The organism is Paenibacillus antarcticus, assembly GCF_001637225.1.
Lineage (GTDB): Bacteria > Bacillota > Bacilli > Paenibacillales > Paenibacillaceae > Paenibacillus_AQ > Paenibacillus_AQ antarcticus.
Genome location: NZ_LVJI01000003.1, coordinates 1 through 16006, shown reverse-complemented (window position 1 = coordinate 16006; position 16006 = coordinate 1). Strand labels below are relative to the sequence as shown.

The window sequence follows — 16006 nt, the reverse complement described above, 5'->3', positions numbered from 1 at the left end:
CAGCTTCTAATAAGTTTTGTTTAAGAAAAGTAATATATACTAATCTTGTATAGAAAATTGAAAGGAAGTGAGATAGTATGCTGAAACGTACAATGAGTCTTATGCTTGTCTCAATCTTGACAATGACTAGTATGCTAGGGATTGCTTCTGCTAGTACAACTACGAAGGAAACGGTTATTAACCTTTCTGATACAGCAGTAACAGTTGATGGACAAAAGGCGTCAACGAGTTCATCGGCAGCTGTATATGTAGGAGCTAGCATTGTATATTATGAGGACGGACATGATAGTAGCTATGGAGAAGGTACTGATTCAGATGGGCACAGTGCGGAGGAAGCAACTGAGCATACAGTTGTGACCATAACGGAGCCTGGAACTTATCGTGTATCGGGCAAGTTATCGAAAGGACAGCTTGCAATTGATCTTGGAGAGGATGCGGCTTCTGACCCTACAGCAGTCGTGACACTTATTTTAGATGGAGCAGATATTACGAGTACAGTTGCTCCGGCAGTTATTTTCTACAATGTGTATGAGCCATACTCCAATACAGAGGACACAAAAGGAACTGTCGATCTTAGTGATGCAGGCGCACAGGTTATATTGGCAGACGGTTCTATCAACACTGTAAACGGCGCTTATGTCGCACGAATTTATAAAGAAGGCACAACGAAAAAACTGCATAAATATGATGGAGCCTTCTATTCTAAAATGTCCATGAACATTTCTGGAGAAGCTAAAGGAACAGGAGAGCTGCATATTACTGCTACTAACGAAGGGCTCGATTCTGAGTTACACTTAGCTCTCAACAGCGGAAAGGTTTATATTGAATCTCAGGATGATGGAATCAACACGAATGAGGATGGAATTTCGGTTACAAGTATCAATGGTGGATATCTTTACGTGAATGCAGGTCTAGGAGCCGAAGGAGATGGAGTTGACTCCAATGGCTACTTAACGATTAACGGAGGAACCATTGTTACTATGGCTAACGACCGTAGTCCTGACGGTGGTATTGATGCCGATAGTGATATTATCATTAATGGTGGTACAGTCATTGCACTAGGAACACGTAATGATGCGTCTTCTTCTACATCTAAGCAGCCGTTTATGGAGCTATCTTTTGCTACGACACAAGCGGTGGGAAGTACAATTAAATTAACAGACGAGAAAGGTAATGAACTTCTAAACCATAAAGCGGAAAAGAAATTTCAAAGCGTAACCTTCTCATCTGCTGACCTTAAACTGAATACTGAATATCATCTATACGTTAATGGTGTAGAGCAACAGTATACAGGAAATTCCTTTGGTATGATGGGTGGCGGCTTTGGTGGAAATCCTCCTAGTGGTAATAATGGACAAGGTACTCCTCCAACAGGAGAGCGTCCAGAAAAGCCAGAGGGCACACCTCCAGAAATGCCAGATGGTATGCAGGCAATGCCAGAAGGTGGATTTAATCCAGATGGACAAAACACAACAAACACAACAGTAAGCGGTGAAGGCTCTACAGCATTCAAAATAACGGAATCTGTTCATAGCTTTTCAGGTATTTCCGAGGCATCTGACAATAGCGGCAAAACGAAAGTGACTTTTACTGTTAATGACGGTGCTGGCATTCAAAGTGTAGCTTCTGGTGTAAGTGTTGTATTTAAGGGAGTTACAGCAAGTGCAGCTGTTCCAGAAAGTGACATTCAGCTAACAGTAACAGATGTACCTTCAGAGAACTATTCTGAAACGTATCTATTATCTGATTTGAAGGGTGACTTATCTAAAATTATGCCCGAGGAGGATGGGCAATACCGACTTACCATTGCGGTAGTGTCTTCTAATGAAACATACACGGGGGTATCACAATGGCAATTTGCAATAGGTGTGTTACCTTTCACGGATGTGAAGTTAAACGACGCTTCTTATAATGCCATTAAGGCTTTATATGAAAAGGGAATTATGATTGGAACGAGCTCGACTCAGTATTCACCAAATTTACCAGTAACACGCGCAACTGCGATTACAACACTTGGTAGACTTCTTAAAATAGAGCAAACTGAAACAAGCTCCTTCAATGATGTTGTGAAAAATAGCTGGTATAGTGGATATGTTGGTTGGGCAGTGGAAAACGGAATTGTTATTGGCGATGGAAAAGGGAACTTCATGCCAAGAGCTAATCTGACTGCTGAGCAGATGAAGCTTATTATAACAAGATATGTAGAATTGAGTGGATCAAATATTTCATTAGACGATCTCTTCCCAAATACTATTACTGGTACAATGACCCGCGCAGATCTTGCGACTGTATTAAGCAAGCTACTATAAACGCCTCGTGCTGACAATAGCTAAAAAGTAAAATTCAAATGATTATTAGTCAAATCCACAACCGCATGAGGTTGTGGATTGTTGCTTTTCCTCCATCTCTAGCTTCAAAATAAGTTCTACATGCTCCTTATAGACGATTACCTTCTCTACATAGCTTCCAATGAACTTCTTGATTTCAGGGATATTACGGTCCATCAGATGATCTTTGAAAGCAGCTAGTAGTTGTTTCAGGGCGTCCATGGGTATAACGCTATTCGTATAAGTTTTAACAAAGGGAAATAAGCCCATCCTACTCTAATGTTAATCTCGTTTTTAGACTAAATCCGTTTTTATTCTTGCAAAATTATCTAAATATATCCATTTTGTCATATGACAAAAGTAATGACAGCCGTCACTATAAACTCGGAACTTTCTGTGATAGTATGGTAAATGTTGTAATTAAACCTCCGATGTTGCTGAAGTGTTTCTGATCCAATGGCTAAACTCGATAATATTAATCCAGCGATCCATCCGTCTGTTTTCTCTATCATGTGTTGTACAGAAGTGTGATGGGTAAGAGATAACTTCTTGGCAGCGTTAGTTGCAAAGAAAATAAAGGTATTGGTAGAATTTCAATAAATGCGTGTTATACGAAACTATATAAATGAGGAGAATGTTATTGTGAGTACGATGAAGAAAATAATGATCTCGAGTATGCTGACTCTATTGGCCCTTTCTGCGTCAGTCGCTTCAGCCTCGGAACAAATATTAACTACGCAAAGTGAGCCTTTAGACGATGAAATTACTCAGATATTGGATGTCGTAACGACAAATGAAAAGGAACAAGTAGACCTAGAAACACAGATTACTGATGCACAGAATAATAATGATCAGGCTAAGGAAGAGCAGTTACAAGCTCAATTGGAGCAAAAAATAAAAGTGCAAGAGCAATTGACAGCTTCCATGATAATAGCTGAGCCGGAAGTTGTAGCTCAGTCTGAAGTCACTCAATTAGGTCAGTTAAATTTACAGAGTATGGATATAGAAACAGCTTTGATGGCAGTACAGAGTGAAAGAACGAGATTGTTAGAAGATCAGCTTAAGTCTCAAATTGCGGCAGTGGAAGATCGGAATTCACAGATTAGTAAGTTAAATAATGCGCTTAGTCAATTAAATAAGGTCCAAGCAACACTTCCTGCAGATGCAAATTCAGATACTAAGTTAAATTTAAGCAGCGAGACCATCCAAGCCATTCAGAATGTGGGTATCGAAGTTCCAAACACAGTGTTAAGTAAAGCTGAAACTAATACAATGATTACGAAGTTGAAATCCATGATCGATTCTCAGTCTAACTCACAACAAATGGACATGCTTCGACTACAATCTTTGAGCAACAAGCGTAACGAAGCATTCGACGTGATGACTAATTTCGTCAAAAAAATGCAAGAAAGCAGATCATCGATTATTGGAAATATACGTTAATTAAATTGAGTATCGAACGGGAGCCAAATATGAAACGATATGGATTTTTAGTATTGACCATTCTATGGATTATTCTTCTTATGGCCTGTTCAGATGGAGATAAGAATAACACTGGACCCATTGGGATTGGAGCTATTCTTCCCTTAACAGGAGAATTATCCTCAAAAGGTGAAGCAAGAGAAACGGCTCTTCATTTGGCGATGGATGAGATAGATACATACTTGGATAAAGCTAACTTAGGGTTCAATATGCAATTGACTGTTAAGGATAGCAAGAGTGACCCTGAAGAAACATTGAAACAGGCCAAGGCACTACATGAAGAAGGAACGGATATCCTTATTGTGGGTTCGAGTGCTGAATTAACACTTCTAAAGAGCTGGTCGGATTCAAATGATGTCGTTGTTATCAGTTACAGTAGCACTGCCCCCTCATTGGCGGTTGATAAGGATAGTATTTATAGAGTGGTGCCAAATGACTATCAACAGGCGAAAGCCTTGGCTACTCTCCTATCTGAACAAGGAATTCGTAAGATCATTCCAGTCCAACGCAACGATGTGTATGGACGAGAATTGTCACAGCAGCTCATTATGGAGTTTAAGGAACTTGGCGGAAAGGCTGCTTCGCCAGTTATATACGAGCCAGGGAGTACTGATTTTAAATCCACGGTGTCACAAATGGAGCAACAGCTCGAGAATTCTGATATAGATCCAGATTCCGTCGGTATTGTTTTGTTTTCATTTGATGAAGTGATTCCTCTACTTGAACAAGCAGATGCCTTGAATCATGTACGTTGGTTTGGGACGGATACAACTGTGCTGAACTCTGCACTCATTAATAATGTTGAAGCTGCCACTTTTGCAGCTACTGTGAATTTTATGGGAGTCACATTCGGTATTAATGATACACCTCTATTCCAAGAGGTTCAGAAGAAATTACAGGAGAAGTTGAAGACACAAGTGATTCCTGATGCTATATTTGCCTATGATATTCCATGGATGCTAGTAACTGCATTTGAGAACATGGATAATCCTGACGATGCTGTTGAGTTGAAAGCTAACCTGGTTGAACTCTCTGCCAAATATGCAGGAGCAACCGGATGGATGTTATTGGATTATAAAGGTGACCGCAAGTACTCCTTATATGATATCTGGCAGGTTAAGGAGAATTCGTCCAAGGTTTCTTGGATAAAAACTGCGCAATATAGAAGGGACCCAGGGCTTTCTGGATTTATCACAAGTGTGCAGAATTGACGTGTACGAGTACATAACATATTTGAAGTTCCTCCCATTCAATGATTTGAATGAGGAGGCTTTTCTTTTTTTATCGAACTTTTACACTGTATTGTTATAGTTGTCTATGAAGAACTATGAAGAAGTGAGCAACCAATATATGCACTATGGGGATGAACAGGGAGATTAAGGGTACTTAATACGTTTAGGAATCAGATATTCTGCGATTTCTTTATAGTTATACTCATGTTTCGAGGGGATTAGAGTATCAAGACTCCTTAAAGACAACACAGAGAAGCATGTATTATCTATGATGACTAGAATGCAATCTGCTAGTCCTGCTCCTGTTAATATGCCACCGATAGTTCGAATTCCATTCCATTTCCATTTGTCTGTGATATTATTTAATGTGTCTTTCATTAAGAGATCAGCTTCAGCTAGATAATATAGTAAGAGTGAATAAAACATAAATTTTAGAATAACAAAAGAAGATACATAGAATAATGGTTGCCAGATATGCGTAGATCGTCTTTACGATCATCAATTTTCAGGTATTAGCCTTTTACGACGAATGTCTTTTCTTGATCGTATTATAAAGTTCAGTTAACAAAGAAAGGAGCTCCACTCTGATGGTGAAGCAAAGGCATGGACGATCCAAAAAGAAAAAATCAGTCAGTTGGGGACTGGTATTATTTGAAGTCATCGGCTGGATTGTTCTTGCTGGTATGCTGCTAAGCATTTATAATTCCAGCAAAACCATATCAGTCATCGTGGACTCTAAGCCGATTGCTCAACTTTCGGCAGATACGACGGGAATCGTAAGGCTAGAGGGGCTCACTGCTAGTGAAAAAGAGATAACGGAGCAAGGTACACTGCGGCATACCTATGCTTTGTTACAGAAGGAATTATTTTATTGGGGATGCGGCGGCCGGGGCGGCTGCGATTATAAGCGTGATCAAGGAGCCATTCCGAAGATATCGGGAAGTATAAGCGTGAATGATATTGAGGTTCAAGCTGATAGGTATCTGTTTTATAAGAACTGGTTACCGCTGGATAGCGGGACAGTAGAGCCTAATCATTTTTTTCGCATATATGAAGGTGGAACAACACGGCCGCTCATGGTGGAGGAGCATGAAAGTACGGCGTATGGATATCATGCAGTTACTCGGGGAGAACGGATCACAGTCATCGGGAATGCGGTCAATGGTCGGATAGAGCCTTTCTCTATTTCAGTTAGCAAGGGGAACGCAGTTCTTATTGGGGATAATATAGAACAAATGGTCGCAAAAGAGAAGGAAGCCCGGACCTTTTATATAATAATAGGTTTCCTCGATATTATGCTGTTGTCGCCAGCTATGATCGGAAGGCTCCGGCGGCAGAAGGAAAGTAAAAGATAAAATAGTTTATTTACTCCTATACTTGCATCACTAGCGACGAATTGTGGATCTGTACAGCCATGGTTCGCTCCATTTGAAGTACGTCTGTTGAAGTGATCCCTTAATCTTAGACAGGTTATATAATTAGGGGACTTGTTGGGCCTGAGTTCGGTACTGTACCGGACTCAGGTCTTTTAGATTTACTTTACTACGTTTGTGATTAAGTAATGATATATTCTTGAATACTCTGTTTTAATTAGCAGCATAATGAATGATGAGTTTAATAATTTTGGAGAGTTCACTAATGTATTAATTATAATTATTCTAAACAACTTGACAGATTGTATTATATAGTTAATAATAATCATTATAAAGTATAATCATATTAGGTTGTATGAAGGCCTGGATATGCTCTATCTATACTAAAAAATACAACTTAAGAGGAGATATATATATGTCACTTATTGGAACAGAAGTACTACCATTCACAGCATCCGCATTTCAAGACGGTCAATTCATCGATGTTACTGAGGAAAATTTCAAAGGTAAATGGAGCGTAGTTTGCTTTTACCCAGCTGACTTCACTTTCGTGTGCCCTACTGAACTAGAAGATCTACAGAACCAATATGAAACTTTAAAAGGACTTGATGTTGAAGTATATTCCGTATCAACGGATACACATTTCACACACAAAGCATGGCATGCTAGTTCTACTGCTATTGGTAAAGTTAAGTATATTATGATTGGTGATCCTGCGCATGTAATCTCTCGCAACTTTGATGTATTAATTGAAGCTGACGGTCTTGCTGATCGTGGTACGTTTATCATTGATCCGGATGGTGTTATTCAAACAGTTGAGATTTCTGCTGGCGGTATTGGTCGTGATGCAAGTACTTTGGTTAACAAGATCAAAGCTGCTCAATATGTTCGTAACCATCCAGGTGAAGTTTGCCCGGCGAAATGGTCAGAAGGTGCGGAAACACTTAAGCCAAGCCTAGATCTTGTAGGTAAGATCTAAGATGAGCAATATGATACTAGATCAAGAAATTAAAGCCCAACTAGCTCAATATCTTGAGCTTTTGGAAAGTGATATCGTGCTCAAGGTTAGTGCAGGCTCCGATGATGTATCTGCTGAGATGATGGCTCTAGTAAATGAAATTTCCAGTATGTCTGCCATGATAACGGTAGAGAAAACACAGTTATCTAGAACACCAAGCTTTAGTGTTAATCGGGTGGGTGAAGATACAGGCGTAACCTTTGCTGGAATTCCATTAGGACACGAGTTCACTTCATTAGTGCTCGCTCTACTGCAGGTTAGTGGACGAGCTCCTAAGGTTGAGCAAAGTGTTATTGATCAGATCAAAAACATTCGCGGTGAATATACGTTTGAATCTTATATCAGCCTGAGCTGTCATAATTGTCCTGATGTTGTACAAGCTCTGAACTTGATGTCTATCCTCAATCCTGGTATTTCGCATACGATGATTGATGGTGGAGCATTCAAAGAAGAGGTAGAAAGCAAGGAGATTATGTCTGTGCCAAGCGTTTACCTTAACGGTGAATTTTTCGAGAGCGGTCGTATGACGGTTGAGGAAATTCTTGCGAAGATGGGTAATGCTCCGGACGCTTCAGAGTTTGATAATAAGGAACCCTTTGATGTACTTGTTGTTGGCGGAGGCCCAGCAGGTGCAAGTGCTGCAATTTATGCGGCACGTAAAGGGATTCGCACAGGTATTGTTGCTGAACGCTTTGGCGGTCAGGTCAATGACACTGTAGGTATTGAGAACTTTATCAGTGTCAAATACACTGAGGGTCCTAAGCTCGTAGCTAGCATTGAAGAGCAGGTTAAAGAGTACGGCGTCGATGTGATGAATCTACAGCGTGCCAAGCGTATTGAGAAGAAGGATCTAATCGAGGTTGAACTCGAGAATGGTGCTATTCTGAAGAGTAAGACGGTCATCCTATCTACAGGTGCTCGTTGGCGGAATATGGGTGTTCCTGGTGAAGCGGAGTTCAAGAACAAGGGTGTGGCTTACTGTCCACATTGTGACGGTCCTTTGTTCATTGGTAAAGATGTTGCGGTTGTTGGTGGCGGTAATTCTGGTGTTGAGGCAGCGATTGATCTTGCAGGTATTGTGAGACATGTGACTGTGCTTGAGTTTGCACCAGAGCTCAAAGCTGATGCTGTGCTGCAAGATCGTCTTCACAGTCTGCCTAATGTTACGGTACTGAAGAACGTTCAAACAAAAGAAGTTACTGGAACTGACAAAGTTAACGGGATTTCCTATGAGGAACGTGATACAGGAGCAACGAAGCATGTTGAATTGCAGGGCGTGTTCGTACAGATCGGTCTTGTACCTAATACCGATTGGTTAGGTGACATGGTTGAACGCACTCGCATGGGTGAGATTGTTGTAAACATTCATGGGGCTACAAATCTACCTGGCGTGTTTGCTGCAGGCGATTGCACGAATAGTCCTTATAAGCAGATCATCATTTCGATGGGATCTGGTGCTACTGCAGCGTTAGGTGCTTTCGATTATCTAATTCGAAATTAATCGATATTTATTAAGGTAAGCGAACAAAAGCCCTCATTTTTCACAAAATGGGGGCTTTTGTTGTGCCATCCTATTGACCAACTGAGATATTCTGTATTCATATGAAATTATGAATTCGCAACAATAGCTTCGTAGCAAAACCCTTGATCCCCTATGAGAGCTTCACCTCTAAGCAGCCTAACCTATCGATATCCAACGATAGGCCCATAGATATCCTTTTGATTCTAGCAGACGGGCATCCGGCCTTTCTTTGGGTTCAATTACGATACTCTTGTTGGTATTCATAATGTAACCATCATGCCTACGTTCGATGACGATTGGAATATCCAGCTCCATGAACAGCTGCCTAATACGATAAATTGTATTATACAGATTAGAGAGTGCTCGTTTTTCCTCTCCATTCGTCCAGAGGTCATCAATAATTCTCCACTTATAGCACAATTTATTTTCATGAAGTAGCAAATAGTAGAACAGTTCTTCCGTTATGCGAGTAGGCCACTTTACAAGTTGCTCTCCTATCTTAATGGATGCTTCTCCGTATAGTTGGACATAGAGCTCTTTCTTATTGGAGAGCTTTGGTCTCTGACCATAATACTTCTGAAGGCGTTCATCTAGCCGCTTAACCATATTCAGGGTCATCGGTTTCAAGATGTAATCCAGAGCTTGAACGCGAAAAGCTTGTACTGCATATTGCTGGTGGGCTGTTGTGAAGACCACAGGCACGTCAATACCGTTCTCGACTAAATTCTTAGCTAGTTGAAGTCCCGTCATTCTCGGCATTTCAATGTCGAGCACGAGTGCGTCCACATCCAGATTCGGTATTTCCTGCAGCGCATCAAATGGCGATTCGAAGCAACCTACAATTTGAAAGGGGCCATAGGTTTCAAGCAATCTGGCATGCAGGTCCAGAATCGGTTTCTCATCCTCTACGATGACTACTTTCCACATCATCTCGTTCCTCCTTCATGGGAATCATTAATTGAATGCTTGTTCCTTTGCCCGGTAAGGAACTAATCTCTAGATTGCCTTGTGTGAGACCATGTACACGTCGACGAACATTCGTAAATCCGATGCCGAGGTGGGCAGTCGAACCCTCCATTAATTGAGCGCATAGCTTGGCTGACATGCCTACGCCATCATCGGTGACTCGTATGTTCAAGAAAGATGCGTGCGAAGAAATCGTGACCTGAACATGTCCCGGACCTTCTTTGTCGAATAGGCCGTGGCGAATCGCATTCTCGACTAAAGGTTGTAAGAGTAAACTAGGAATCAGAACATTCTCAGCAGCAACAGACGGATCGATGTCATAGGCATAGGTTAATCGTTCACCAAATCTAGCTTTCTCCACCTCTACATAAGCCTCGATAATTTCCAGTTCCTTCTGCAGTGAAGAAGATTGACCATCCCGACTCGTCTCAAATATATAACGTAGGAAAGAACTGAGCATGGTTAGAAGATAAGCAGCGCGCTCTCCATCTGTATAGCAAAAGGAAATGATGTTGCTAAGCGCGTTATATAGAAAGTGCGGTTTGATTTGGCTCTGCAAAAACGCCATTTCATACTCAATCGCTTTCAGCATAAACTGCTTCGTTTGTTCAGTAGCATTCAAGCGGGCCATCAAGGTCTCTTTCGAAAAAGGCTTCATTAAATAATCATTAGCACCAGAAGCAAAGATCATTTCAATATGTCTAGGATATTCGGAAGAAATCATCATTAAGATCGGCAGCTCCATTAAAGATGCCTGTATACGGATTTGCTGGAGCAATTCTAAACTATTGATATCGCCTGGAATAATATCATCTATGACCATCATTGTTATTTCTGGGTGACTCCTATAGTAGTCAAGCGCCTCTTGAGCCGTATAAGCGATGCGTACCTTGTAAGAGTCCTTGAGCATACCCATTATGACTTCTGCATGTACCACATCGTCATCCACAATTAAGAGCGTCCCTAGCTCTTGGTCTTCTGAGAACACGGTAGATGGTATGTTGTATTTGTGTTCAGTTGCAGTAACCGGCTCTTTGAATTCGCTGAAAGCAAGTCTGACCGTGAAGCGGATGCCGCTCTCCATACGGTCATATGTTAATCCGCCGTTCATATGCAAGATGAGCTCCTCCGTCATCATGAGGCCCGAGGAATGCTGCCGATCCCAATTCCCGGTCGTTGATTCGCGGTTAGTCCTGACTTGAAGTAAAACATCCGCTCCAGTCTGTATGGATTCAATATTCAGGCTGTCTTCCACGGTGTCGTGAGATATTTCTGTCATTATACGTATGAGTACCTGCGTCAGACGCTGCTCATGGGCCCATACGTAAAGCTGTTTCGAAATATTCTCATTTATGTGGATATTCTTCTTCGTGAATGTTAGCTGCATCAGTTGAATGACATGGAGCATGACCATCCGAAGATTGGTAGATTTAAGTTGGATAGCGTAATCATCAAATCGAATGCGAGTAAAATCATGTAGATCTCTTAATAAATAAACCATGTTCCCCATGAGTTGCTCAGCTAAGTATAATTGATCCCCCTGCTTCTGATGATCGTGCTCACGGGAAGCCGACATCATTAAATGAACGGCATCATGAAGAGGTCTCTGTAAATCTTGTGTAGTGACCTTCAAGAAAGCATCCTTTGCATCGTTTACCTTCTGCAGCTTGGCTGTCAGTTGTTCCGATTCTTCAGCTCGATTCATCAGTCGTATGCCGAGAAAAACATTCATGGCCATCATAAATCCGACTAAACCGATTCTGTTTAAATTGTTACGGCCGGAGAAATATAAATTATCAGACGAAGAGCTTATAGCAAATATGGCTAGAAACATAAGCATCAGCATGAGAATGATGGCTTCGTTCTTCTGTATATTGATTCGTTTTTTAACAGTTAAATAGAATATTCGAACGATAATTCCTAGGAATAATAGATCATTGTAGTAAAAGAACCCAAACTGTGCGACCGATACGGTTCTCGCTGGGAGAATTATATTTAAGAATACATAGAGCAGAATCGGAAGAAAAAGCAAAAACAGCGTCTTTTGTTTCATGATGGAAGGAATCATTTTGACAATAAAGACAATAAGCAAGATGGAGGTCACAAAGGTAAAGGTATCTTGCAGGCGAAAATAAAGATCAAAAGGGAATGATGGAAACTCACGAATGAGTAGTCGCTCCCCTCGTAATACAATGACTATTGCCAACATTAGAAAGTGCAGTCCGCTGTACAAGAAAGCCTCATCTTTCGCTCGCAACAAATAGATGGTCAGATGGAACATGCTGAACAGCAGCAAGCATAAGGTTGCTGTCCACTCCAGAGAAAGATCTCGATGCACGTCTTCCTTCATGAGTTCAGCGTCTCCAATGTCGATCGGTAGGACAATGCCACCTCTTGTGTTGTAGAAGTTAGATGCATGAATGGTGATTAGTAGTTGCTGGCCCTCTGGTTTAAAGTACACCTCATAGGAAGGATTACTAGGGGTAGTCTCTTTCTTAGATACAGCTACCGTTCCCTTTTCCGAGATTAGTTCACCATCGACGTAGATCGTATGAGCGGACCAAATGTTACGAACACGCAGACCAATATCTGACCAGTAGTCGGGTAAATATACGATTAACTGATAGGAGCCCCATTTCACATTTGATGCCCAGGCACCAGGTACCATCAGATTATTCGTTTCTCTCAGAAAGTCAGTTGGGGCGACAAAAGAGTCTGCAGTGAATTTCCAATCGCCAGCTAACGATACAAAAGGTGATTCTGTGATCTCTCGCAGATCAAGCACGCCGTCTATGGCTTTAATTTTGACTGAACCCGTATCCTGGTCACTAAAAATCATATAAATAATGGCGATCAAGGCGCAAGCCGCGCCCAGACAACCCATCAGTTTCTTCATGTGTAGTCACACCCCTATGGATACTATCATATGTTAAAAATCTCTCAAAAATCTACCAGTTGATAGCAATTATGTTTGAGAGAGTATCTGATATTTTAAAATTAACAATTCTTATAATCTACTTCGTTGGAGGGTGTCGTCTTCATAGATTCTTATTGAATGTGAATAGAGGCATAGGATGTTGTTACTAACTTATAGGATAGGTGAAACTTATGAAGAAAAAAATGATTTCCATGTTAATGGCTTTATTGTTCGTTGTTACGAATACATCAATGGCGTATACACTTTCGCCGGTAGCAGAGGTTTACTTCCGTGGGACATTAAGGTTGAACCGAAATGGACCGATGTTTCGGAAGACCACGACAATTATTTAGACATTATGGAAGCATCAATTCCGCATCATTTCGAGCAACTTGAGACCGGAATTGAAGATTGGAAGCAAATCGACATCAGTCTCTGGATCTGTGGAGTACTGAATATAATATCTATTTATTTGCAGATGGACACTGTGCTTCGGATTGTATTTTTTTAAAAGGATCTGTTAAAGCTTATTATGAAGTAGAATAGTTAAAATCCACTACGGTGAGCGTATCGTTAAAGTGAAAGTAGAGTTTATCATCGGAGTCCTTCACAGACTTTTGAAAGAGGATAGTAATTCCTCTATGAATCAGGGGCAAGAATAAAGCATGGAGGTTATAATAAATACTATAAAGAAGAACCGATAATTACTGACCGTCAGTACAAAAGACCGTGTACCTAACGAGGGGCGGTCTTTTTTTGGGTTAGGTGCTTATGGATGAGACGTGAAGTCAGTATTGTTGAAGGGTGATTGTGATTATTGATGTTAAAAGTTTATAGTTGGCTCACTTTTTGTGTAGTCGTATGGGGTAGTAATTTTGTGTTTGGCAAGATCTTAGTTGAGGACTTTTCCCCCGGTCTGTTAACATCACTGAGACTTTTATTTATTGTGGTATTTTTAGTAGGATTAACGTCTTACAGCAAGAATTTCAAGCGAGTGAATAAATCGGATGTACTATCCATTGTATTACTAGGTGTTATTGGTGTATTTATAAATCAATGGTCCTTTTTCAAGGGTCTACAAACAGCTGACCCAACAACATCTGCGATCATTTTAGCTATGACTCCTATATTAACTGGCTTGTTAGCAGCGCTCTTTTTGAAGGAAAAATTAACGGTTCGTATGTTGATGGGGTCCATTTTAGCGATCATAGGCATTTATTGTGTTGTTGTAATAGGCGGTGGATCCTCGTTACATTTTGACAAAGGACTTATGTGGATTGTTGTAACGATGATAACATTCGCAATTATGATTATTATGACGAGGGTACTCTCGCAAAGAGTAGATCCATTCACGATCACATTATATTCGAATCTAGTGGGTTTTATAGTATCAATCCCGTTTGCGTTCTCGCTAGATACACCTTTACGAATGAGCTCAAATATGACGGATTGGGCGCTGCTGATCGGAACTGCCGTTGTTGTACACGGCATAGCCACACTGATATGGAATAACAACATTCGACATGTTGATGCTTCAAAAGCGTCTGTACTATCAAATTTAGAGCCTTTTGTAGCCATGATTATGGGATTAATATTACTGTCCAAACCAATTACAGGTGTAGAAATATTAGGGTCTTTGTTCATTCTAGCAGGAGTTATGCTATCTACGTATCAACGAACAATCGCGATATAAGGGAACAAGGGAATGATTCTTTAGTCTTTCTATATTTTCAGAAATGGTTCGAAAGAGCGCTGCCTAGTCAACAGCCTCATTGAAAGATGTACGTTTTCTTCAAATGACGATTAGATCCAACAACGAAGGATTCTTCTCTATGCGAAGGATGAAAGAACGGTGACAAGGATATGTTGAAAATTAGCGTCTTTGCTTCAATAAGTTCATCTGAACAGGACCAGTCCTAGTCTAAAGTCTAGGTTCAGACACTCCCTAAGACGGTTATGTCAGGCAAATAAAGAGGATATAATGGATTTATAACTCAAAATGTGACGTACGAAGTCAAAGGAGTGTTTGAATATGAAGGCAATAGAAGCGCCTGCAAAGGTACCAAATGGTAAGGTGAATTGGGTGCTTTTTAATCCAAAAACCTATGCAACGATCCTCTATTTTTTGCTATCCCTCCCTTTAGGGATTATCTATTTTACAGTAGCGATAACGGGACTTGCACTATCCATCGGTTTAGCTCCAATTTTTATCGGAATACCGCTGTTTTTTGGAGTAGCTAAGCTGTTGAATGGGATTGTGAATTTTGAGCAGAGCATGATTAGACAAATTTTAGGGTTACCGACTCCTCCTGTTGCATATGCCTACAAACAACAGTCTGAATCTGGGCAGAACTGGTTAATGCGAATGGTGAGAGGTTTTGACGGGGGGCTATTCATTCGAGATCTGCTGCTCGTATTACAAAGATTTGTAACAGGCATTGTATTCTTTGTTATTATGGTAACGGTGATTTCACTAGGATTAGGATTTATTGCTCTTCCAGTCGTGCATATCATTTTGATGAATGAAATGAAGCTTGATATTTTAGAAAATACCTTGTTTAGTTATTTTCATATCGATTGGACCTATAATCAGCAATATATGCTGTATGTAGGCGTTGGGCTTATGCTTTTTTGGAACGCGCTTCGCGTCGTAAATGGACTCATGCAAATTCAGCGCAGAATCATGTATGTGGATGTGCCATATCAGCAGCCTTCAGTGCCAGTAGCAGTACAAATACATGAGGCCGATCAGTCGCAATATTATGAGTACCAAGAGGATCAGCCCACTCAAGGTATGATGCAGCCAGCCTATAGAGAGCTTTAGAATCCCTCTTTTTTTTAATCCACTACTAGATGCGTATCGCCAAAGTATTTATCTCTCTATGAATGAGGTACATGAATAAAGAAGCGATCCATATGCTGATGGGGTCAGTTCTAGCGATGATTATGGGATTAATAATACTGTACGAAACAGAAGAACCCGCTCACTGTGATATGCTCCCCTTATAGTAGACAGAAAAAAGCAAGCCGATTAATCTGTCTATTATGGAGGGGATTTTTTTATGGGCGAAATTAGGAAGACTTACGATGTTGCATTTAAGAAAAAGGCAGTCAATCTCTATCTCAAAAAGGGAATGAGCTACAAGAGTGTAGGTAAAGAATTGAACTA

Annotated in this window: 14 protein-coding genes; 9 read left to right on the top strand and 5 right to left on the bottom strand. The window is 40.7% G+C overall.

Translation table 11 applies throughout. From position 1 onward, the window contains the following. The first annotated feature begins 77 nt into the window (after nt 1-77). Complete coding sequence (locus tag PBAT_RS04100) at nt 78-2309, top strand: carbohydrate-binding domain-containing protein (RefSeq protein ID WP_068646878.1); 2232 nt, start codon at nt 78-80, stop codon at nt 2307-2309. Nucleotides 2310-2354: 45 nt separating this feature from the next. On the opposite strand, the gene PBAT_RS04095 is transcribed toward PBAT_RS04100, so the two are convergent. After that, nucleotides 2355-2549 carry a hypothetical protein gene (locus tag PBAT_RS04095; protein WP_188016984.1) on the bottom strand — a complete coding sequence of 65 codons (195 nt, stop codon included), beginning with the start codon at nt 2547-2549 and terminating at the stop codon, nt 2355-2357. A 429-nt stretch (nt 2550-2978) separates the two neighbouring features. Here PBAT_RS04095 and PBAT_RS04090 point away from each other — a divergent pair, with 429 nt between their 5' ends. Further along, on the top strand, nt 2979-3770 hold the full coding sequence (locus PBAT_RS04090) for a hypothetical protein (protein WP_420848727.1): 792 nt from the start codon (nt 2979-2981) through the stop codon (nt 3768-3770). Nucleotides 3771-3775: 5 nt separating this feature from the next. After that, complete coding sequence (locus tag PBAT_RS04085) at nt 3776-5020, top strand: ABC transporter substrate-binding protein (protein ID WP_149466263.1); 1245 nt, start codon at nt 3776-3778, stop codon at nt 5018-5020. A gap of 165 nt (nt 5021-5185) precedes the next feature. On the opposite strand, the gene PBAT_RS04080 is transcribed toward PBAT_RS04085, so the two are convergent. Further along, entirely contained in the window at nt 5186-5419 is a 234-nt protein-coding gene (locus PBAT_RS04080) for a hypothetical protein (protein WP_068646870.1), read from the bottom strand. 209 nt (nt 5420-5628) lie between these two features. Here PBAT_RS04080 and PBAT_RS04075 point away from each other — a divergent pair, with 209 nt between their 5' ends. Further along, nucleotides 5629-6396 carry a hypothetical protein gene (locus PBAT_RS04075; protein WP_068646868.1) on the top strand — a complete coding sequence of 256 codons (768 nt, stop codon included), beginning with the start codon at nt 5629-5631 and terminating at the stop codon, nt 6394-6396. Between the two features lie 123 nt (nt 6397-6519). Here PBAT_RS04075 and PBAT_RS26355 read toward each other — a convergent pair whose 3' ends face one another. After that, complete coding sequence (locus PBAT_RS26355) at nt 6520-6609, bottom strand: IS3 family transposase (RefSeq protein ID WP_149466407.1); 90 nt, start codon at nt 6607-6609, stop codon at nt 6520-6522. Nucleotides 6610-6829: 220 nt separating this feature from the next. Between PBAT_RS26355 and ahpC the strand changes: the two genes are divergently transcribed. Both ahpC and ahpF read left to right on the top strand, forming a co-directional pair. Next, nucleotides 6830-7393, top strand: coding sequence for an alkyl hydroperoxide reductase subunit C (gene ahpC, locus PBAT_RS04070; protein ID WP_068646866.1), 564 nt, complete (start codon nt 6830-6832; stop codon nt 7391-7393). Between the two features lie 10 nt (nt 7394-7403). Continuing rightward, nucleotides 7404-8933 (top strand): alkyl hydroperoxide reductase subunit F, encoded by a 1530-nt coding sequence (gene ahpF / locus PBAT_RS04065; RefSeq protein WP_068646960.1) that lies wholly within the window; start codon nt 7404-7406, stop codon nt 8931-8933. Nucleotides 8934-9110: 177 nt separating this feature from the next. Here the strand turns inward: ahpF and PBAT_RS04060 are convergent, their stop codons facing one another. After that, nucleotides 9111-9881, bottom strand: coding sequence for a response regulator (locus PBAT_RS04060; protein ID WP_068646864.1), 771 nt, complete (start codon nt 9879-9881; stop codon nt 9111-9113). Beyond that, entirely contained in the window at nt 9853-12816 is a 2964-nt protein-coding gene (locus tag PBAT_RS04055) for a histidine kinase (RefSeq protein ID WP_068646862.1), read from the bottom strand. The genes PBAT_RS04060 and PBAT_RS04055 overlap by 29 nt, the downstream gene beginning before the upstream one ends. A 178-nt stretch (nt 12817-12994) precedes the next feature. Between PBAT_RS04055 and PBAT_RS04050 the strand changes: the two genes are divergently transcribed. From PBAT_RS04050 to PBAT_RS04040, 3 genes are all read left to right on the top strand, one after another. Further along, on the top strand, nt 12995-13348 hold the full coding sequence (locus tag PBAT_RS04050; protein WP_068646860.1) for a hypothetical protein: 354 nt from the start codon (nt 12995-12997) through the stop codon (nt 13346-13348). Nucleotides 13349-13657: 309 nt separating this feature from the next. Then, nucleotides 13658-14530 carry a DMT family transporter gene (locus tag PBAT_RS04045; RefSeq protein WP_068646857.1) on the top strand — a complete coding sequence of 291 codons (873 nt, stop codon included), beginning with the start codon at nt 13658-13660 and terminating at the stop codon, nt 14528-14530. 339 nt (nt 14531-14869) lie between these two features. Next, complete coding sequence (locus PBAT_RS04040) at nt 14870-15661, top strand: sensor domain-containing protein (RefSeq protein ID WP_068646855.1); 792 nt, start codon at nt 14870-14872, stop codon at nt 15659-15661. The last annotated feature ends 345 nt before the right edge of the window (nt 15662-16006 follow it).